This window comes from Nostoc sp. (assembly GCF_036919595.1).
Classification (GTDB): Bacteria; Cyanobacteriota; Cyanobacteriia; order Cyanobacteriales; family Nostocaceae; genus Nostoc.
On sequence record NZ_JBALCO010000024.1, the window covers coordinates 1 to 19,195 of the forward strand.

Here is a 19,195-nt window from a genome sequence, read left to right on the forward strand (position 1 = left end):
TGATCTTTTTCTTCTGGATTCATGCTTGAACACTACCATCTTTCTTCCCTCATGGGAATATTCCTGACATTCCTACCTGGGCAGTTACGAAAAATCTCTAATAAGTCAATCGAAACAGGTTTTTCTTCGTCGGAGGCGATCGCTATTAATCGCTATTAATCGCTACTATTGGATAATGCCTGCTCGTACTGGTGTAACTCTGACTTTACCTGTGCAAGCGTTAATTTTTTCAGAAAGGGTAAAGTGGTGGTAGGCGTTTGGGGGGGTGATTTGAACCTTTACAGATGTCGGGCACGACTGACCAGTATTTCTGGTGTGGTTGTAAGCAATCTCAAATGAAGCTTGCCCACCTGGGGCTAGAGTTACTCTTTGTAGAGACTGCTTAGATAAAAAGTATGTGCTTTGGGAACGGATGACCTTAACCCCCTTTAGAGGCTGATTTTTGGAGTTTAGCAACGCAAATCCAGGATATCCATAAAGATTACAGGGCGATGAGCCGTTATTAGTGAAAGCATAAATAATTGCCACATTTCCTACACCTGCATCTCCAGACACCTTACGGACTGATAATTGTTCAGTTTGGCAACGTGGAGGATTAGAGGCGACGTTGGTTTGTGGATTAGAATGCTCTGTAGTTGCTGGCTTTGGTTGTTGCTGTCCTGTGGCTAAAGAGGAATTTGCACAGCCAATGGTGAGTGCGATGAAAATCAGGAATGTACTGGCACTAGAAGTAGCTACAAATCTGTGAACTTTGGGGAAAGATTTCATTTTATGCCTCAAAAATTAGATCGCCCGTTTCATCATCTTATTAACTACCGCATACACTGTACCAATTCCTAATTTTCTTTAATGAAAAGATGAAAGCTAATTACTACTATTCAACTACAACTGTATAATTGTGCTGTTCCCATTTACTGCTTTCAATCCAGAAAAAGGTAAAGTTGATTGGTTGTTCCTGGTTATCAGAAACAGAGATGTCTACAAAATTCACTCCTAACTTTGTGGAAGTAGAAGGTCTATCTTCTACAGTTTGCCAATTATCCTGTGACCAGTGCAACTGAAAAGATGCTAAAGCGTGAATTCGCAGTGTATAACCCTTTTTAACTTTGTCTATTTGACGGTTAAACTTCCAAATTTCCAATAATTTACACTTTTGTCTTTCGCCTAGATATCGATTCGCCACCTCTGGAATCAAATCAAACACCTGACCGTCATGATTTGACCGTAGCAGCTTAATGTACTCTGCGTGCGCCCACATTAAAGGCATTGCAGAACCTGTTGGTTTTCCTAAATACATATGGATTTCCGGTCTATCTGCTTCATCCCAAACCTGTTCTGGTAGCAAACAAGTGTTTGAAGCAAATCCTTCCATCACCTTAATATATGTTTTGACATCACCGCCCGCAGCTAGTTCATAATGTCCTCGTTCTCCCGTTAACAGAGGCCAAGCACGTCCTTTACCCCAACCCGTATACGCATTACCATCTTCTTGCTGTCCGTAGCCGTCGTGGTTGTAACGATGCCAACAAGGCCCAACGGGTGTATCTACTTTCAAGACTGCATCAATTACTTTCACAGAATCAACAATAATCGGGTCATCAGGTTTACGAATACCGTAGCGCACCAACTGTAAAAACCCACCATCGACAATTTCCTTTGCCGGAAATTCTGCTGGTTCACCAGGCGGTTGACTGCTAATCAAAAGAGTTCCTTGGTTAGGATTTTCGTTGGGTTGAGGATTATCAATATTTGAAGGAGTAATCCTGATATAATGCCGTTTGATGCCAGGAACTAAGGTTCCTTCGGTAGTAACTGTCCAAGCTTCAATGTGAGATTCTAAAAAATCGGCGTATTCTTCGATAAATTGTGCTGTTACTTCATCCCCACGTTCACGGGCAAATTGAGCAGCACAAATCAGGGCGGCAATATTAGATGCTAGTGTTGATGGTGAATAACCGCTATTTTCTTCCCAGCGTTCTTGTTGCGTAGCAGGGCCGTGACGAATTAAATAACCCGCCGCCCGCTGAACCATCGGATAGATATCGAAGTTTGAGCAAGCATTTTTCTGGTGCAATAGCCATCCCAGGAGAATGGGAAACGCGACTTCATCCAACTGGATGCCCTTCCAGTAAGGTTCGCCATCAACCCAGAAATTTTGGGCAAAACCTCCGTCTTCCTGTTGGCTAGTGGCAAGGTAAATGAGCGATCGCGCTGCTGTTTCAGTTTCGCCAGCAGCCACCAAACCTGCTACACTGCTGACCATATCCCGCGTCCAGACGAGATGATATCCTCCTTGGTCTTGGTCATCTTTGGCTTCGCCCCAAGGGATGGCAAGGGATGCGATTAAAGCACCTGGATAAACTTTGTCTTCATGAGCTAAAAGTAGACTGATGCTGTTGTGATACAACTTCCCTTGATCATAGGATACATTTTCTAATGGTTTGATGCCCTGGCGCGATCGCTCCCACTGTTCGATATAATCTTGCTTCTGCTCTTGGAAAGGAATATTTAGCGACTGAAAAAGTGTGGAAACTGCATTGTGCAAAGTTGTGCCAAATGCCAGTCCTAAAGTAAACTCATTACTAGCATCTAGATTTAGTTTTCCAGTCAAAGCAATATTACCATCTACAGCACTGCCAAACTCCCAATCCATTTGGAAATTGTCAGCCAAATCTCTCCAGCCATCACTTTCACCGACGTAACCACAAGAAAGATGCGTAAAGGGAACTGTTGCACCCAGCGCCAGCCATGTTCCTCCTTTATGCGCCGTTAGAATCCGATGCCCAGCAACTTCCGTAACGTAACCATTGTTACCTCTGCCACTAACTTCTAGATGTGGCGCACACAAGGCGTATAGCTGGAGTTGAGAGATAAATTCAGGTTCTCCTGTTAATTTTGTACGTTGTAAAATACAGGATAAATGCGGATCAGCAATTACTTCTTTGATCACAGCATAACGCCCTTGTGGATCGGAATTAGTGATCCGGTATCCTAAACCATTAGTCCAGATAGATTCTACTTTTGATTCCAGATGGGATTGTTCCTCGTGGAAAAAGCTTTTCCCGTCAGAAATAAGATACTGCAAATCCCGAATTTGGGGACTGTCTACTGTGGGGTGGTAGACTTCTGTCACAATACCGTTCCAGACAGTAAACCAAACGTGACTTGCGGTAGAGTAGGCTGTTCCTACTCCATCTTTATTGGCATGAGTCCATCGGGGATCAATGCCTGGTGAGCCAAAAGCCTGCCCTTGACCAATAATTTTTACCATAATTTATTGTTTTGAGTGCATTTTGGAAACGCTGTATTTCATATTTATCTAATTAGATTTTATTCCAAAGGTTGAGGATATTTGCGAGTAGCAGCTAAAGACTTTGCTTCAATAAAAATTTGTTTTATCTCTGGATGTTTTTGGCTAATCTTTGCTTCTAAACTCTCCACAGTCAAGGCTATTTGCTCACCTGTAAGATTTTTAGCAAACTGAATTTCCAAGTTGAGTAATACTTCCTGTGGTGCAAGCTGCATTGTTAGTATTCGGATGACTTCTTGTACCCCTGACTCTGTTTTTGACAAAAAACGAATGCTAGCTATAGTTTGAGGATTAGCACTTTCACCAACTAACAATCCTTTACTTTCCCTAGCTAATAATATTGCTACTATAGCCAAGATAATCCCAATAATAATCGAGGCGATGCCATCAAAATAAACATTATTAAATAAATGTCCTAAGAAAATTCCGATTAAAGCAACGAATAAACCTAAAACTGCGGCAGTATCCTCAAATAATATTGTAAATACTGTAGGGTCTTTACTGTTTTTGACTGCTTCCCAAAAATTTTGCTTACCTTTGGCCGGCAAAAACTCTTTTAAAGCTACAGTCCAAGAATATCCCTCTAAGAATATTGCTATAGTCAATACAATATAATTCCACATCGGGTCTTCTAAAGGGCTGGGCTTAATTAAATGAGTAATTCCTTCATAAATTGACATCCCGCCACCAATGGCAAATATAAGAATAGCAACGATCAAAGTCCAGAAGTAAAGTTCTTGACCATAACCAAACGGATGGCTATCATCTGCTGGTTTTTGGCTCATGCGAATTCCCAGCAAAAGTACTAGTTGGTCGCCAGTATCTACCACCGAATGAATACCTTCAGATATCATGGCAGAACTGCCAGTAATGGCGGCAGCGATAAACTTAGTAATAGCGATCGCTAAATTAGCCCCCATCGCTGCAAAAATTGTTTTATTAGATGAATCAGTTGCCATGATTGTAAAGAAGTAGCTATCTAAAAAATAGGGTTAAAGAGGCTCTAAGGGTAGAGGAGAGTTCTGAAATATAGCGCTTTTCGTTTGTATGCAATACACTTTGACCTCTCTCCAAACCTCTCTCCTAAAAGGAGAGAGGCTTTGAATTTACTCCCCTTCGCTTGTAGGGAAGGGGTTGGGGGTTAGGTCTGTATTCGACTCAATTAAAAAGCGCTATAGCTTTTGTAATCTCCAAAATAGCTTTTGTAGTCTCCGAAACAGCTTTTGCGATCTCCAAAATAGCTTTTGCGATCTCCGAAATAGCTTTTGCGATCTCCGAAATAGCTTTTGCGATCTCCGAAACAGCTTTTGCGATCTCCAAAATAGCTTTTGCGATCTCCGAAATAGCTTTTGCGATCTCCGAAACAGCTTTTGCGATCTCCGAAACAGCTTTTGCGATCTCCGAAATAGCTTTTGCGATCTCCGAAATAGCTTTTGCGATCTCCGAAACAGCTTTTGCGATCTCCGAAACAGCTTTTGCGATCTCCGAAACGGCTTTTGTTGTCTCTGAAACGAATTTACCCTTATCCAGAACCTCCAAGTGTCCCTTTGCTCTTGAAACTTCTTCAAACCAATGACCAATACCCAGCCCAAACCCTTGATTTTCCGTTACTGATGCATAAGTCCTACTTCTAATTCGCCTGTCTTATTGGTAACTTCCCATTGAGTTTGTTTCCCTTCCCGCCAAAAGCGCAATCCAACTGTAGCGTCTCCTACACTTAGATTTATCAGTTCCAATTCTGATAAGCACTCTGGTAGTGAAGGCTGTACCTTTAACTTTCGCTGTGGTGCATCGGCTTCAAGTCCTAAAATGGTGCGAATCAGTAAAAGAATTGAGCCAGCAGCCCAAGCTTGGGGAATATTGGCATCGGGATAAGGTACGGGAAAGTTATTCTCTTGGCGTTCAATTCCGGCAAATAATTCTGGCATCCGCCCAGATTGAAAATAATTAGCAGCAGCAAAAATCCCCTCAGCAATACGGTTTGCTTCTTCGTGGTAGCCGTAACGCTTTAAGCCTGCGGCAATGATTGAGTTGTCGTGCGGCCAAACACTTCCTCTTTGATAACTAATTGGGTTATAAGCTGGATTTTGAGATGAAAGAGTCCGCACACCCCAACCGCACCACATATCTGGTTGAAAAAGTCGCAGGGCCAGCTTTTTCGCTCGTTCTTGGGGGACGATACCAGACCAGAGTAGATGCCCAGGATTTGAGGTGATCGATTGGATTTGCTGCTTGTTGCTATCTAAGCCAAGACAGTAAAAGCCAACTGAATCCATCCAAAATTGTTCATTGAATCGTTGATAAAGTGATTCTGCTTTTTGACGGAGGTTTTGCGATCGCTCTTTTTCTCCCCAGACTTCATAAATTAAAGCTGCTTTTAGCCAAGCATCGTAGACGTAACCTTGAACTTCACACAAAGCTATTGGGGGATCAACTAATTTGCCATTCGGGTAAACCATTGATTCACCTGAATCTTTCCAACCTTGATTGCCTAATCCCTTTTTTGAATGAGTTAAGTACTCAACAAATCCATCGCCATCAAAATCACCGTATTTATCAATCCAAGTCAGTGCCTTATCTAGTGGCGATCGGCACTCATCCAACATCCCAAGGTCAGCATTCCAAGAATAGGTTTCGGCTAAAGTAATAATCCAGAGAATGGTAGTGTCTACCGTTCCGTAGTAGGGATTGTATGGGAGTTGATTGATTTTAGTTAACTCGTCTTCACGCAGTTCATGCAGCATCTTGCCTGGTTGGGCATCATGCCAGTCATCTAACTCAGTTGCTTGTAGTTGAGCCAACCTGACAAGCGTACCACGGGCAAAATCGTGGTAAACTGCCATCGTTTGCAAGCTGGTAATTATAGAGTCACGGCCAAAGACAGCCATAAACCAGGGAATACCAGCCGCAGGCATCCAAAACTTGTGGCCGTTATCATCCACTTCAATCCGCAAAGCTCCCATATCGACGATCGCCTGCTGATAAAATCCTTGAATATCAGCATTAGACGATCGCAACTTTGTCGCCCTAGTCAGAAATTCATCACTGATCTCTCCAGCTTTTGTATTGCGAGACACAGTAGAGTTTTCTTGAGGTTTGAGGATTTTTCCATCGACTAAGGCTGTAAAGTTGATAGAGGTATGCCATGTTTTACCAGGAGCGATCGCTACATCAAACATCAAACGACCGTTTGCATATCTCGCTGTTGAACTTGCACAAACTGTCTCAGTTACAATGCCTCGGACAAAAGAACCGTTACGGTACTCGGTAGAAAGTATTCCATCTTTCCATGTTGTTGCTGTCTCTCCCCGTGTCAAAATCTTCTTTGCTTTCACCTCAAAGATATCTGCAAAGTCTGAACGAATCGCCAACATCAGTTGAAACTCAACTGCTTCTAAGTGATGATTGGTGATATCGATATCTTCGTGCATCCCTCCTACAATGTCGCGGTGGATGGTTACAAGCAAACTACCAGAAGGGAAAATGCCGTTAACAGTGATAAGTTCCGGGTTAGTGAATTGGTAAAGCGCACTGTGATGCGTGATGTTACTAGAAGCTAGCAGTGAAAGTTGGTAACGATTGAGAGAAATTTCGTAATAAGAAATTAAGCGGGTATCACGAACAAAAAAACCTTGGGCTTGATTGTCATCAATGGAACCATCAGTAGCTGTAACTAAAAACGATGAACCATTGTTAATTGTGATCAGATTAGGATTGACAATAACTTTTGTAGGCATAGAAGTCAGACTAATTCCTAATTCCTAATTTCTAATGACGCTCCACAGGGTTCGCAAAGAGTTTCTAAGAGTTGTTTGAGCGACTGTGCGTAGCCTCTAACTCGCTAACGTAATTCGTAATTAATACACACTTTGAAAACCTTAATAAAGAGGGTTATTAATACTTTCCCCTTTTTCTCAAATAATAGTGCCTTTGCCAATTTTACCAAATGAGACTACATATATAAACCTGGAAACCCAGACTAAATTAGGACTTATGCAAAAACCCTCTCAAACTCTCATTCCTCCGTGTCGCGCCAGTTGCTTCTCAAGACAGGAGACGCTCAAGGGACAAGTCGGCGAACCGCAAGGGCGCATTGGCTTCTCTGCGTCCTCTGCGTCTACGTTTTCGATTACCTGTGCATAAGTCCTATAAATATGAATTTCCTAATTACGAATTACGAATTATTTTAACCATTCCCCTCAAACCCTGGATATAAGGTCATGCCACCATCTACAAACATTGTTATACCGTTAACATAATCAGAGTCATCAGAAGCTAGCCAAACCGCTGCTTTGGCAATATCATCAACATCACCCACCCGTTTTGCTGGAATCAGTTGGAGTAACTTCGCTTCTGCTTCTGGTGTGTCCCAAGCTGATTTATTGATTGGGGTTTTAATAGCACCAGGAGCAATACTATTGACACGAATTTTGTGAGGAGCAAGTTCTTGAGCAATACTTTGCATCATCATATTTATACCACCCTTACTAGCAGCATAATTAACGTGCCCCGCCCAAGGTATTACTTGATGCACGGAACTCATGCAAATAATCTTACCTGCGGCAGATGAAATATCAGGCTTGACACCTCGACGCAAGAATTCCTTTGCAGCTTCTCGGGCACATAAGAATTGTCCTGTCAGGTTTAGTCCAATGACCATGTTCCAATGGTCAAGGGTCATATCTATAAATGCTGAGTCTTTTTGAATGCCCGAATTACTCACTAAAATATCAATAGTGCCAAATTCTTGGAGCGTTTTGCTGAACATCGCCTTTACTTCGTCTTCTTTGCTGACATCAGCTTGAATGGCAAATGCTTCTCCATTAGCGGCTTTGATATCATCGACAATTTTTTGGGCTTTTTCAGCTTCCGAATGGTAGTTAACAGCTACTGCTGCACCTGATGCTGCCAAATGGCGAACTATAGCTTCACCAATGCCAGAACTAGCACCTGTCACAATTGCTTTTTGACCTTTAAGCAGGTTAGGGGAATAGCTCATAATGCTTTCGGTACTTTTAAAATTTGCGTTTGTTGCGAGTAGCTAAAAACTTGCATTAGATTTTTGCTTTCTGGGCGTAGTATTAAGTTGACGATTTAGATTATCAAATTAATAAAGTTTTGATTTTTTGAGCAAAACTTTTTTTAGTGTAATAAATACCTAGTATTTTCCTAATCTATCTAAAGAAAGATAAACAGTATATTGTTTGACTGATTAATCTTTCAATTATTTATCATTTCTGTGACAACGGTGTGTCTTTACTTTTAAGATTTGTAAAGTTATAATTTTAAAGCTGTTATTAAATTTAATAAAAATTTATGGTATATTCAAAGCAACTTGTGTAATTAGTTAAAGTAAAATTTTCAGTTAATCAAGCTAAATGACCTAAAGAAGAGAACCATACAAGACGTTAGGCATTTTTAGCCGCCTCTAAAATGTCTGATTGGCTATTGTCAAATAGCCAATCTAATCAACAAAATCAAGAAGAATAGCAATTCTGTATAAAGCTGTTTATTTAAAAATTTACTTTCAAACTTGAAGTGCATCGCAAATTTTCAATGTTTTTTAATAGGTTTAGCTGCGGCGTTAGCAGTAATATTCTTGACAATATGAGTGGTGCGTTAGGCGGATGGCAATTCCATGCAACGCGTCTATAAACTTAGATCCATGAAGGAGAAGCGATGCCTAGTCTGTCTCTAAATAACCAAGATTTACCATACCCTGACCCTCTACACCCGATCATCGTCCACTTCGTAATCGCGATGGTGCTTTTTTCTTTCATCTGCGATGTACTGGGCTATTTCACCCGCAACGCGCGTTTGTTTGAGGTGAGTTTCTGGAATATGTTTGTTGCTTCGGCAGCCATTTTTGTAGCGGTGATTTTTGGTCAGTTTGAAGCAGGTTTGGCAAACATCTACCAAGCCGTTCAGCCAACGTTAAATTATCATACTATCTTAGGTTGGTCACTGGCGGCTATTGTTGTGGCGATCGCAGCTTGGCGTTTTGTGATTCGCAACCGCAACCCCCGAAAAGTACCGCCTGCTTACCTGGGTGCTGCAACATTTTTAGTCTGCCTAGTGTTTTTGCAAGTGTATTTGGGGAGTAAACTGTTTTGGGTATATGGGTTGCACGTGGAGCCTGTAGTTCAAGCCATGAAACAGGGAGTTTCACCATGAACTGGCAACTGATTGAACAGTTGAGATTGCGGCTGGGTGCTAACGGATTACCCTACGAAATTCCTGTACATCCGCAGTTGGTGCATCTAACGCTGGGTTTGTTGATCATTGCGATCGTTTTTGATATAGCAGGAGCGCTATTTCCCTTAGAAAAGCCAATTTTCAAATTTTTGGGAATGACTGCTATCCGTTCTAGCTTTTTTGATGTCGGCTGGTACAACCTTATAGCAGCAGCAGCTATCACGTTTTTCACGGTTGCTGCTGGGTTTTTTGAGCTACTGTTGGCAAATGCACCAGTTGCTCAAAAGAGTGCTTGGGGGTTAAATGCTGGTTGGACAATGCTTTTACATGGTTTGGGTGGCGTTCTGCTGTTGGGGATCATTGTAGGCATGACTGTATGGAGAGGTTTGCAACGCTACCGCTGGCGTAAAGATGCTTCGAGGCAGGTGCAGTGGAGTTACTTGTTAGCAGGCATTGCGATAATGGGCATATTATTCGTTCACGGAACTTTGGGGGCGCAATTGGGAGAGGAATTTGGGATTCACATTACCGCTGCTAATACCATTTCCAAAAATCTTTACAACAAATAATTAAACGAGAATTTATCGAACTTTATGTTTAGTGTTTTTGAATATGTATTAATGGCGTTTTATGTAGCAGTGCTGCTCGTCATCAGTCGGTGGATTGGGCAGCAGGCGTTTTCTTGGATGCCTCCCCAAGCTACAACAGAAGCACAACGGGTAGATGATTTGTTTAGCTTCTTAGTCTCAATTGGAGCATTCATCTTTCTGGGGCTGGTTGGCATTATGGTGTATGCGATCATCTTCCATCGTGCCAGTCCAAAAGACTACAGCGAGGGACATCCCTCTAGAGGTGATGCGAGGCTAGAAATATTGTGGACAACAATTCCGACTTTGTTAGTAGTGTGGATTGCTTTGCAAAGCTTCAATATTTATCAGCAATTAAATATTCTTGGTCTAAACCAAATTGTGCATTTGCATACACCCCTAGAATCTGCACCCGCCTACGCCGCAACCGTCAGCGATGTCCCCAAACCTGCGTCTGAAACTATTGATGTTTTCGCTAAACAGTGGGATTGGTCTTTTCGTTATCCAAATAATGTTACTAGTAATCAACTGCATCTGCCGATCAATCGCAGCACTCGCTTAAATCTGCAAGCGCAGGATGTGATCCACGGTTTCTACGTCTCTGAGTTTCGCTTAAAGCAGGATATTGTTCCAGGGCGGAAGATTAATCTTGTTCTAACACCCATTCGTGAAGGCAAATATCGGCTAAAAGATTCTCAATTTAGTGGTACTTACTTTGCCTTAATGGAAACGGACGTATACGTTGAATCCCTTGATAAATATAACCAGTGGCTCACGCAAACTACTAGCGAACAAACTCCAGCAAATCAGGCAGTTGCCGAAAATATCCAACCACCGAAAACATTGTTCAATAGCGGCTGGTACACCGTCGCACCGGCTCAACCTGCCGTTGCCAATAAAAGGAAGCTAACTAATGACACATGATTTGAGTGAAGATATTACCGGGGATCAAGAATCAAAAAATTACCAGAACAAGTCTGAGAATACTTGGCGGGAATATTTCAGCTTCAACACCGATCATAAGGTGATTGGAGTTCAGTACATGGTGATGACCTTCATTTTCTTCTTGATTGGCGGGCTGTTGGCTATGCTCATCCGGGCTGAGTTACTCACCCCGGAATCAAATTTAGTTGATCGTCCCCTCTACAATGGTTTGTTCACCATGCACGGGACAATCATGATTTTCCTGTGGATTATTCCCTTCAATGCAGGTCTTTCTAACTACTTAGTGCCGCTAATGATTGGAGCGCGGGACATGTCTTTTCCCCTGCTCAACGCCATCTCCTTTTGGATTCTGCCACCAGCTGGTCTTTTACTACTGTCTAGCTTCTTCCTACCTAACGGGACTGCACAAGCTGGCTGGTGGTCTTATCCACCAATTAGTCTGCAAGTTCCAGGCGATCAGTTCATTAACGGTGAATTCATTTGGATAGTTAGCCTAGTCCTGATCGGTATTTCTTCAATTATGGGGGCTGTCAACTTTGTAACTACTATCTTTTGGATGCGGGCACCAGGGATGACATTTTTCCGAATGCCCGTCTTTGTGTGGTCAGTTTTTAGCGCCCAGTTATTGCAACTGATTAATTTGCCTGCCTTGACGGCTGCATTGATCCTGCTGTTGTTTGACCTTTCCTTCGGTACACAATTTTTTAAACCGGACGCAAATGGCGACCCGATCATTTACCAACACCTATTCTGGTTCTACTCTCACCCAGCAGTTTATATCATGGCACTACCAGCCTTCGGCATTTTTGCTGAGGTTTTGCCTGCATTTTCTCGCAATCCCCTATTTGGTTATCGGTCAGTTGCGATCGCTACTTTAGGTATTGCTGCGGTCAGCATCTTCGTTTGGGTACATCATATGTTCACCAGTGCCACCCCTGGTTGGATGCGGATGACCTTCATGGCTACCTCAATGTTAGTTGCAATACCCACTGGTATTAAAGCCTTCGCTTGGACTGCCACCATCTGGAGGAGTAAGCTGCACCTAGAGACACCAATGCTGTTTGCGATGGGAGGTGCAGCAATGTTTATTTTTGGCGGTGTTACTGGTATAATGCTTGCTGCCACGCCATTTGATATCCACGTTAATAATACTTACTTTGTTGTGGGACACTTCCACTACATCGTTTTTAACACGATCACAATGGCAATCTTCGCGGCAATTTACTACTGGTTTCCCAAGATAACTGGAAGAATGTATGCCGAGGGTTGGGGTAAGCTGCATTTCTGGCTCACCTTTATTCCTGCCAATATCACCTTCTTCTCCATGCACCCATTAGGTTTACAAGGGATGCTCCGCCGAGTTTCTTCCTACGACCCACAGTATCAGGGATGGAATGTCATCGCTAGCTTGGGGTCATTTTTGCTAGGAGCATCGACACTGCCTTTTATTGCTAACATGGTAGGCTCTTGGCTTTACGGGCCAAAGGCAGTTAACAATCCTTGGCACGCTACCGGACTGGAATGGACAACCTCTTCACCACCTCCACCAGAGAACTTTGAGGAGATTCCGGTTGTGACAAAACCTCCTTATGACTACGGTGATCCAAAGTACTCGGTAGTCCTAGATGCTGATAATGGTGAGCAAGAATAAAACACCTTTTACAGAGGAAAAAGGGGATAAGGAGGATAACCCATGCCCCATGCCCTGTTTGACCAATGCCCAATGCCCAATGCCCCAATTGAGTTATGCAACGTCGCCCTATTCATAAAGATGAAAGTCCTATCCGTTTTGATCTGTGGCGGCTACGCTTGCCAAATCGGTTACAGCGCTTCCTACCAAGTGGTGGCGGTACTCATGAAGATCATCATGGTAAGGGAATGTTCGGGTTTACTGTATTCCTGCTGTCGGAAAGCATCATCTTTTTAAGTTTTATCTTTACTTATGTTGTTCTGCGACTGACTACTAATAACTGGCTACCGCCTGGTATTTCTGGCCCAGAATTGTCTACACCTGTAATTATTAATACGGTAGTATTACTTTCCAGTAGCTTCGTCATTCAACCAGCAGAAAATGCCCTCAAGCGGAATCAACTTAAGAAATTTCGCTGGCTGTGGCTGATAACGATCGCAATGGGAACTTACTTCTTAATTGGTCTATTAATTGAGTGGAAAAATCTCGATTTCAAGATTACTACAGGGTTAGTTGGTTCTACATTCTACTTGTTAACAGGCTTTCACGGTCTACACGTTCTGGCTGGTGTTGTGCTTCAGATAATTATGCTGATTCGCTCCTTCATTCCAGGCAACTATAATAAGACTCACTTCGGGATAAGTGCGACCACTCTATTTTGGCACTTTGTTGATGTAGTTTGGGTCTTCCTTTCCTCGCTTATCTACATTTGGCGAGCATAAAAACATTCATAGATTATAAGTATTTTAAGGAGTAATTTTATGAACTTATACTTGCAAGAAATACCAGCATCACAACGTGAGCCAAAAGCAATTCAGGAAACTCCAGTACCAGGTCAAGACCCACTAATTGCACGTGGGTTACAAAAACAGCAATATGTTGGCATTATTGGGCTGGCGATCGCTCTAATTGCTGCTGTAGGATTTTTTAGTCGCCGAGTTGAATACGCTATTGTATTCGCTGTGATCCTGAGCATTGTTTTAATTACTTTCTTGTTATTAATATAGGAAAGTGCTAATTAATTGAACATCCTGTCAGAAGAGTTTGGAGAGTATTTCATGAACAGCCCAGTTTATCAAACTGTGATTATCGGCGGTGGCTTTACAGGACTATTTACAGCTTTACACCTAGCTCACGAACATTATCCTCGCTCTGTTATCTTGATTGATCAAAACGAGCGTTTTTGCTTTAAACCGCTATTATATGAATATTTCAATGGCGAGATGGATACCTTTCAGGTAGTCCCGCGCTTTTCGGAACTACTCAAAGGTAGTGGTGTGATTTTTGTTCAAGATGCAGTGCAATCGATAGATTTGCATCAACGGGAAGTCAAATTAACTTCAGGAAACTCCTACAACTACAGCAATTTAGTATTAGCTTTAGGTAGCGTTACTACCTATCATCAGGTTGAGGGTGCTAAAGAAAATGCCTTTCCTTTCTGGACACAAGCAGATGCGATCGCTCTTGAACGTCATTTACGCGATCGTTTACAACGAGCAGTGCAAACGGAAGATTTAGAAGAACGCCGAAAACTGCTCACAGTAGGAGTGGTTGGTGGTGGTTCTAGTGGCGTAGAAATGGCAGCAACTTTAGCTGATTTTCTGCCACATTGGTATGAAGTTTTGGGAGGTAATTCTAGTGAAATCCGGCTAGTATTGCTTAATCATGGCAAAGAAATCCTGAATGACGATATTAACAATCCGCTGCGCCCAATTGCTGAGAAAGAATTACAAAAACGCCGGATACCAATTGAAATACTCACGGGAGCAGAAGTCACTGCTATTCATCCTAATGCTATTGAATATAAGCACAATGAGCAAATTAAGAAATTAGCAACACATACTGCAATCTGGACAGCTGGAACTTCTGTCCATCCACTGATTAAAGATTTACCAATTTCTCAAGAGCATCGGTATCATGGTCTCCCAATAGTCACTCCCACCATGCAACTGCTGGACTTTCCAGAAGTTTTTGCAGGCGGTGATTGTGCGGGACTTCAGGATAATTCGCTACCGCCTACAGCTCAAGTAGCTTATCAGCAAGGAGCTAATATTGCCCATAATTTGAAAGCGATCGCTCTAGGAAAAGAACTCAAACCTATTAAGGTTAATACCCGTGGAACTCTTTTGAAATTAGGGGTAGATAATGCTGCTGCTAACTTATTCAATGTTTTTGAAGTTGTAGGCGAACCCGCACATTTAATCCGTCATGCCACTTATTTAACGCTGTTGCCAACACCAATTCATGATTTTAAAGCCACAACTGAATGGGTAGACGAAGAGATTTTTCATCAGCACCTCAACCCTCAAGATGTAAGTAAAAAAGTGGTGCAAGCAGCGGAAATAGTCGGTGCAGGATTTGTGGGTATTTTAGCTGCAAGAAAATTACTGAAAATGTTGGGAGATGAGGATAATAAAGATTAAAAAAAGGCAGAAAGCAGGGGGAGCAGGAAAAAATGAAGGCAGAAGAAAAAACCTCTAAACTAATGATTAATGCCCAATGCCCCATGCCCAATTACCAATACCTTTTAGTCCAAAGTCCAGTTGCAAGTTTAAGGGCTGTTAAATATGCCTAGCCAAATCAATGTACAGGTACAAAAAATTCGAGCTATTGGATTAACGGTGAAAAACTGTGATCTCTCTTTAAATTTCTATAAAGAAGCGCTTGGTTTTGAACTAATTTCTGACATCACAGTTGAAGGGCAGGATAACAGCGACCTAGAAGGCATAACTGAGGCAAAAATTCGTATTGTCACCTTGCAACTAGGTGATGAATTCATCGAGTTAATGGAGTATTTAAACATTCAGGGAAAACCCATCCCAAAAGATTCTCAAAGTAATGATTTATGGTTTCAACATCTGGCAATTGTGGTGAGTGATATGGATCGCGCTTATGCACAAGTGTGTTCATTTCCGATTGAACCGATTTCCGTTTCACCGCAGATAATCCTATCTGACAATGAACAATCTGGTGGGGTTCGTGCCTTTAAGTTTAAAGACCCTGATGGTCATGATTTAGAGTTAATTTGGTTTCCTGCCGAGAAAGGACAGGATAAATGGCATCAAAACAGGAATCGCTTGTTTTTGGGAATTGATCATAGTGCGATCGCTATTTCTAACACTGAGCACAGTCTACACTTTTACCGCGACCTCTTGGGAATGCAAGTCGATAGCCACAGTCTCAACTGGCGTCCTACCCAAACTCGCTTGGATAACTTGCCTGGAGCAAAAGTCCGAATTACAGCACTGCGACCTGCTCAAGGCGGCTTAGGGATTGAATTGCTAGACTACCTTGTGCCTGGAAAAGGTCGTCCTATACCGAGTGACTGGAAAAGTTGTGATATTGCAAGGGTGCAAATTGAGCTTGTTGTTAATGATATTAAGCAGACGGTAGAGATACTGCGGCAAAATGGGGTTCAGTTTGTATCATCACGGATTGTGCAGTTTGCAGATAATATAAGTCCTTACCAAAAGGGTTGTATAGTTAAAGACCCTGATGGACACGCAATATTGCTAATTGCAAAATAATGTAAATGGAATTATTTGACGATACTGTTTATTTTCTTAGTTTCAACAATGAGCAAGTTCCATACAAAACATTTAAACTTTTGATTAAATTGCCCATCTGGTACAGTGCAGTCTTAACGATAATTCATCGTCAAAAAATGAGAGTATTCAAAGAATATACACCAAGGACTAAAACTGTAATCCCTTTTTTTCCTTACGGGATGCATTGCGTAGGCGTAGCCCGCCGCAGGCATCGCAATCAACAGTTAAACAGTAAATAAAATAGACTCTGGATAGGTTAAAGCACAAAGGGATTCAGTTTGTATCATCGCAGATTGTACAGTTTAGTGATAGTACAAGTCCTTCTCAGCAGAGTTATCTAGGTAAAGATACTGATGGACACATCTGCTAATTGCAGAAGGTTATTAGAGAAATTATCACAAATCAAAAGTATCGGCTTGTGCTACATAACCCTTAATAAATTAGTCATGCTTTTGTCACACTTTTATCACATTTTTGCAATAACTCTGTCAATATAACGTGTGATGCTATAGCTCTGGGTTAAAAAATAGGTTCACTCTATACCAAATCCACACACTAGAGTTGATCGAGGAGAATCACTATTAGGTACAAACTCTTGTAGCATGACTCTTCAAATCAAAATTGCAAAATTTATCATAATTGGAAGGAACAAGAAAATGAATTGGAAAGTACTTGCTTTGATCCCGGCTTTGACTCTAGCTACTGCTTTGCCTGGTTACTCTTTAACCAATAATAAAAGCCATAATCCAACTACTGCTACCCACCTGGCACAAAATACTCCGCAAGTCAACACCATGAAAAAGCCTAATACTATGCACAAGAATGCTATGCATAAGTCTAATAGTATGGCAAAGCATAGTGGCGTACTGACAGTAGGTAGTAGAGGAGAAGCAGTCAAAACTGCTCAGAATGCTTTAAAGCAGCAAGGATTCTATACCGCAAATGTGGATGGTGTCTTTGATAACAAGACACGTTTAGCGGTGATGAAATTTCAAAAGTCTAAAGGATTAAGAGCAGACGGAATACTTGGACGTCGCACTTTAGCATCTCTAAAATAAGATGATTTGCAAGGGACAGGGAATAGGGAACAGATAAGAAACATAAGTGGAGAGTGAGTTAAAAGCTCACTTAAAAATGCATATGTTTTAAGGGTACTCTCCGATTCCAAAATAGTTGTTCAGCAGCCCCCGCATTTCAGGGGCTGAATCAAACGATTTGATCAATCCAAGGACTGACAGAGCAAGTAGAGTATTTGCTGTGTCAGTAGGGGTTTGAGGATTGCGATCGCTCTCAGCCACTAACGAATTCTGGCTGTTTCCCCTGCACTTAGCCAAGGCACTAGCAAAAGCTGAAGCGAATATTTTTCCTCGTGAGTAAAACGCCTTTGATTAACCCTTCAGATTCTGCTTTCTGGCGCTCTAGTTGAACGCGACAGGCAGCATTATCTGATTCCTTGTTTTAAATTTCCTGCTTCAGTCGAGCTTTGTTCGTCCAGAGACAAGCGATTGTTACTGCGATCGCAATCAGCAAGGCATAATAGTCAGGCTCTGGTAATTTGAGAAATCTTCTCACCGCATCGTCGGTAAGCAGTGCAAGACATAGCGACGCATCAGAGATGATGTAGACAACCCACATCACCCAAAACAAAGCTGGGTGTAACGATTCAGGTCTGAGTGTGTGCAGATGCCTTGCAGTTGATGCATCAGCGGGTTTTTTAGTGAGTTCGTTGTCAGCAACTCCCTTGACGCGATCGCTTCTAGATTTACACTTCTTTTCTAGAGCGATGTCTCCGACGGGCTACGCCTACGCTTTTTTTTCGGATCAATGATATACCAAAATGAATGCGTGAATTACTTAAATGAGTAAGCAAAAGCTGCTTTTGAGAAAGTAAAAGCTGCTTTTGCTTGCGGAAAACACTAAAATGAGAAAGTGAAAACTGCTTTTGAGAAAGCAAGAGCTTCTTTTGAGTAAGTCAAATGCCATTTTGAGAAAATAATCAGGCATTTTTACTTAATTCAATTATGAATTTTAGTTTAGGTGATCGCTCCTTCAAGTTTTAGCATGGTACGGTTTGCACAAAAACTGTAGATTGGTATCCCTCTATAGTCTATTCTTGATTTGAGGCGAGGCGATCGCGCAGATTTGCTAAATTTTCACAACACTTTAGAGTCCAGGGATGATCTACCCCTAACCGACGCTCAAAAATATCTAACGCTTGCAGGTATAACGGTTCAGCTTTGCTGTAAATTGTTTGGGAGTAGTACAACTTCGCTAGGTTGTTGAGGCTAACTGCAACATGGGGATGTTCTTCACCTAGCAGTTTGCGCCTGAATGCCAAAGCTTGGATGTACAAGGGTTCGGCTTCGCTGTATCTGCCTTGAAAATGATAGAGTAACGCTAGGTTGCCGAGGCTAAGTGCGACAGATGGATGTTCTTTACCTAGCAGTTTGCGGCTGAGTGCCAAATCTTGGATGTACAAGGGTTCGGCTTCGCTGTATCTGCCTTGGTAACTGTAAAATTTTCCTAGGTTGTTGAGGCTATCTGCAACATCAGGGTGTTCTTCACCTAGCAGTTTGCGGCTGAGTGCCAAAGCTTGGATGTGTAAGGGTTCGGCTTCGCTGTATCTGCCTTGGTAACTGTAGAGTAACGCGAGGTTATTGAGGCTAGTGGCGACATCAGGATGTTCTTCTCCCAAGCGTTGTTTAGTGGTTTTTACACACTGCTCATACCAAAGTGCTGCTTTCTCATACAATCCTTGAGCATTGTAAAACTGACCATTGCCAGTCAATACCCAGTATAAATCATCATCGCTGACATATTCAATAAGGCATCATGTAAAAATAAGTTGAACAATTAGGGAGAAATTTGGGGTTTGATAATATAGTTCCACTCACCATGAAAAGAGTTTCGCTCAATGGCA

Annotated in this window: 18 protein-coding genes and 1 pseudogene; 11 read left to right on the forward strand and 8 right to left on the reverse strand. The window is 42.0% G+C overall.

The window, feature by feature from the left end:
* Window positions 1-21: 21 nt before the first annotated feature.
* On the forward strand, window positions 22-159 hold the full coding sequence (locus V7K21_RS03195) for a hypothetical protein (protein WP_335171465.1): 138 nt from the start codon (window positions 22-24) through the stop codon (window positions 157-159).
* A 6-nt stretch (window positions 160-165) separates the two neighbouring features.
* Here the strand turns inward: V7K21_RS03195 and V7K21_RS03200 are convergent, their stop codons facing one another.
* The 6 genes from V7K21_RS03200 to V7K21_RS03225 form a co-directional block, all read right to left on the reverse strand.
* Window positions 166-768, reverse strand: a complete 603-nt coding sequence (locus V7K21_RS03200) for a DUF4232 domain-containing protein (protein ID WP_335171467.1) — start codon at window positions 766-768, stop codon at window positions 166-168.
* Window positions 769-874: 106 nt separating this feature from the next.
* Window positions 875-3,271, reverse strand: coding sequence for a glycoside hydrolase family 15 protein (locus V7K21_RS03205; RefSeq protein ID WP_335171469.1), 2,397 nt, complete (start codon window positions 3,269-3,271; stop codon window positions 875-877).
* 59 nt (window positions 3,272-3,330) lie between these two features.
* Complete coding sequence (locus tag V7K21_RS03210; protein WP_335171471.1) at window positions 3,331-4,269, reverse strand: cation diffusion facilitator family transporter; 939 nt, start codon at window positions 4,267-4,269, stop codon at window positions 3,331-3,333.
* Between the two features lie 199 nt (window positions 4,270-4,468).
* Window positions 4,469-4,849, reverse strand: a complete 381-nt coding sequence (locus V7K21_RS03215; RefSeq protein WP_335171473.1) for a hypothetical protein — start codon at window positions 4,847-4,849, stop codon at window positions 4,469-4,471.
* A gap of 68 nt (window positions 4,850-4,917) precedes the next feature.
* Complete coding sequence (locus V7K21_RS03220; protein ID WP_335171475.1) at window positions 4,918-7,047, reverse strand: amylo-alpha-1,6-glucosidase; 2,130 nt, start codon at window positions 7,045-7,047, stop codon at window positions 4,918-4,920.
* A 449-nt stretch (window positions 7,048-7,496) separates the two neighbouring features.
* Window positions 7,497-8,309 (reverse strand): SDR family oxidoreductase, encoded by an 813-nt coding sequence (locus tag V7K21_RS03225; protein WP_335171477.1) that lies wholly within the window; start codon window positions 8,307-8,309, stop codon window positions 7,497-7,499.
* A gap of 680 nt (window positions 8,310-8,989) precedes the next feature.
* Between V7K21_RS03225 and V7K21_RS03230 the strand changes: the two genes are divergently transcribed.
* From V7K21_RS03230 to V7K21_RS03270, 9 genes are all read left to right on the forward strand, one after another.
* Complete coding sequence (locus tag V7K21_RS03230) at window positions 8,990-9,484, forward strand: DUF2231 domain-containing protein (RefSeq protein WP_335171479.1); 495 nt, start codon at window positions 8,990-8,992, stop codon at window positions 9,482-9,484.
* Window positions 9,481-10,074: a DUF2231 domain-containing protein gene (locus V7K21_RS03235; RefSeq protein ID WP_335171481.1), complete on the forward strand. Its 594-nt coding sequence runs from the start codon at window positions 9,481-9,483 to the stop codon at window positions 10,072-10,074. The genes V7K21_RS03230 and V7K21_RS03235 overlap by 4 nt, the downstream gene beginning before the upstream one ends.
* Before the next feature lie 24 nt (window positions 10,075-10,098).
* Window positions 10,099-11,016: a cytochrome c oxidase subunit II gene (locus V7K21_RS03240; RefSeq protein ID WP_335171484.1), complete on the forward strand. Its 918-nt coding sequence runs from the start codon at window positions 10,099-10,101 to the stop codon at window positions 11,014-11,016.
* A complete protein-coding gene (locus tag V7K21_RS03245; protein ID WP_335171486.1) occupies window positions 11,006-12,688 on the forward strand; it encodes a cytochrome c oxidase subunit I in 1,683 nt (560 codons plus the stop codon). Before V7K21_RS03240 ends, V7K21_RS03245 begins: the two co-directional genes overlap by 11 nt.
* Before the next feature lie 95 nt (window positions 12,689-12,783).
* Window positions 12,784-13,449 (forward strand): cytochrome c oxidase subunit 3, encoded by a 666-nt coding sequence (locus tag V7K21_RS03250; protein WP_335171489.1) that lies wholly within the window; start codon window positions 12,784-12,786, stop codon window positions 13,447-13,449.
* 39 nt (window positions 13,450-13,488) lie between these two features.
* The gene (locus V7K21_RS03255; protein WP_335171491.1) at window positions 13,489-13,734 is read left to right on the forward strand and encodes a hypothetical protein; all 246 of its coding nucleotides are present in this window, start codon (window positions 13,489-13,491) and stop codon (window positions 13,732-13,734) included.
* Between the two features lie 51 nt (window positions 13,735-13,785).
* Entirely contained in the window at window positions 13,786-15,150 is a 1,365-nt protein-coding gene (locus tag V7K21_RS03260) for an NAD(P)/FAD-dependent oxidoreductase (RefSeq protein ID WP_335171493.1), read from the forward strand.
* A 144-nt stretch (window positions 15,151-15,294) separates the two neighbouring features.
* Entirely contained in the window at window positions 15,295-16,254 is a 960-nt protein-coding gene (locus V7K21_RS03265) for a VOC family protein (RefSeq protein ID WP_335171495.1), read from the forward strand.
* 623 nt (window positions 16,255-16,877) lie between these two features.
* Window positions 16,878-17,333: a peptidoglycan-binding domain-containing protein gene (locus V7K21_RS03270; protein ID WP_335171497.1), complete on the forward strand. Its 456-nt coding sequence runs from the start codon at window positions 16,878-16,880 to the stop codon at window positions 17,331-17,333.
* A gap of 400 nt (window positions 17,334-17,733) precedes the next feature.
* On the opposite strand, the gene V7K21_RS03275 is transcribed toward V7K21_RS03270, so the two are convergent.
* A complete protein-coding gene (locus V7K21_RS03275) occupies window positions 17,734-17,922 on the reverse strand; it encodes a hypothetical protein (protein ID WP_335171499.1) in 189 nt (62 codons plus the stop codon).
* Between the two features lie 28 nt (window positions 17,923-17,950).
* Between V7K21_RS03275 and V7K21_RS03280 the strand changes: the two genes are divergently transcribed.
* Window positions 17,951-18,103, forward strand: a complete 153-nt coding sequence (locus tag V7K21_RS03280; protein WP_335171501.1) for a hypothetical protein — start codon at window positions 17,951-17,953, stop codon at window positions 18,101-18,103.
* Between the two features lie 279 nt (window positions 18,104-18,382).
* On the opposite strand, the pseudogene V7K21_RS03285 reads toward V7K21_RS03280, so the two are convergent.
* Window positions 18,383-19,096 (reverse strand): annotated as a pseudogene (locus V7K21_RS03285) (tetratricopeptide repeat protein); the annotation flags it as partial.
* Between the last annotated feature and the right edge of the window lie 99 nt (window positions 19,097-19,195).

What these genes read in the sequence shown, in the direction of transcription:
- V7K21_RS03195 (WP_335171465.1), top strand. Translation starts at nt 22, where the DNA reads ATGCTTGAACACTACCATCTTTCTTCCCTCATGGGAATATTCCTGACA.
- V7K21_RS03200 (WP_335171467.1), bottom strand. Translation starts at nt 768, where the DNA reads ATGAAATCTTTCCCCAAAGTTCACAGATTTGTAGCTACTTCTAGTGCC.
- V7K21_RS03205 (WP_335171469.1), bottom strand. Translation starts at nt 3,271, where the DNA reads ATGGTAAAAATTATTGGTCAAGGGCAGGCTTTTGGCTCACCAGGCATT.
- V7K21_RS03210 (WP_335171471.1), bottom strand. Translation starts at nt 4,269, where the DNA reads ATGGCAACTGATTCATCTAATAAAACAATTTTTGCAGCGATGGGGGCT.
- V7K21_RS03220 (WP_335171475.1), bottom strand. Translation starts at nt 7,047, where the DNA reads ATGCCTACAAAAGTTATTGTCAATCCTAATCTGATCACAATTAACAAT.
- V7K21_RS03225 (WP_335171477.1), bottom strand. Translation starts at nt 8,309, where the DNA reads ATGAGCTATTCCCCTAACCTGCTTAAAGGTCAAAAAGCAATTGTGACA.
- V7K21_RS03230 (WP_335171479.1), top strand. Translation starts at nt 8,990, where the DNA reads ATGCCTAGTCTGTCTCTAAATAACCAAGATTTACCATACCCTGACCCT.
- V7K21_RS03235 (WP_335171481.1), top strand. Translation starts at nt 9,481, where the DNA reads ATGAACTGGCAACTGATTGAACAGTTGAGATTGCGGCTGGGTGCTAAC.
- V7K21_RS03240 (WP_335171484.1), top strand. Translation starts at nt 10,099, where the DNA reads ATGTTTAGTGTTTTTGAATATGTATTAATGGCGTTTTATGTAGCAGTG.
- V7K21_RS03245 (WP_335171486.1), top strand. Translation starts at nt 11,006, where the DNA reads ATGACACATGATTTGAGTGAAGATATTACCGGGGATCAAGAATCAAAA.
- V7K21_RS03250 (WP_335171489.1), top strand. Translation starts at nt 12,784, where the DNA reads ATGCAACGTCGCCCTATTCATAAAGATGAAAGTCCTATCCGTTTTGAT.
- V7K21_RS03255 (WP_335171491.1), top strand. Translation starts at nt 13,489, where the DNA reads ATGAACTTATACTTGCAAGAAATACCAGCATCACAACGTGAGCCAAAA.
- V7K21_RS03260 (WP_335171493.1), top strand. Translation starts at nt 13,786, where the DNA reads ATGAACAGCCCAGTTTATCAAACTGTGATTATCGGCGGTGGCTTTACA.
- V7K21_RS03265 (WP_335171495.1), top strand. Translation starts at nt 15,295, where the DNA reads ATGCCTAGCCAAATCAATGTACAGGTACAAAAAATTCGAGCTATTGGA.
- V7K21_RS03270 (WP_335171497.1), top strand. Translation starts at nt 16,878, where the DNA reads ATGACTCTTCAAATCAAAATTGCAAAATTTATCATAATTGGAAGGAAC.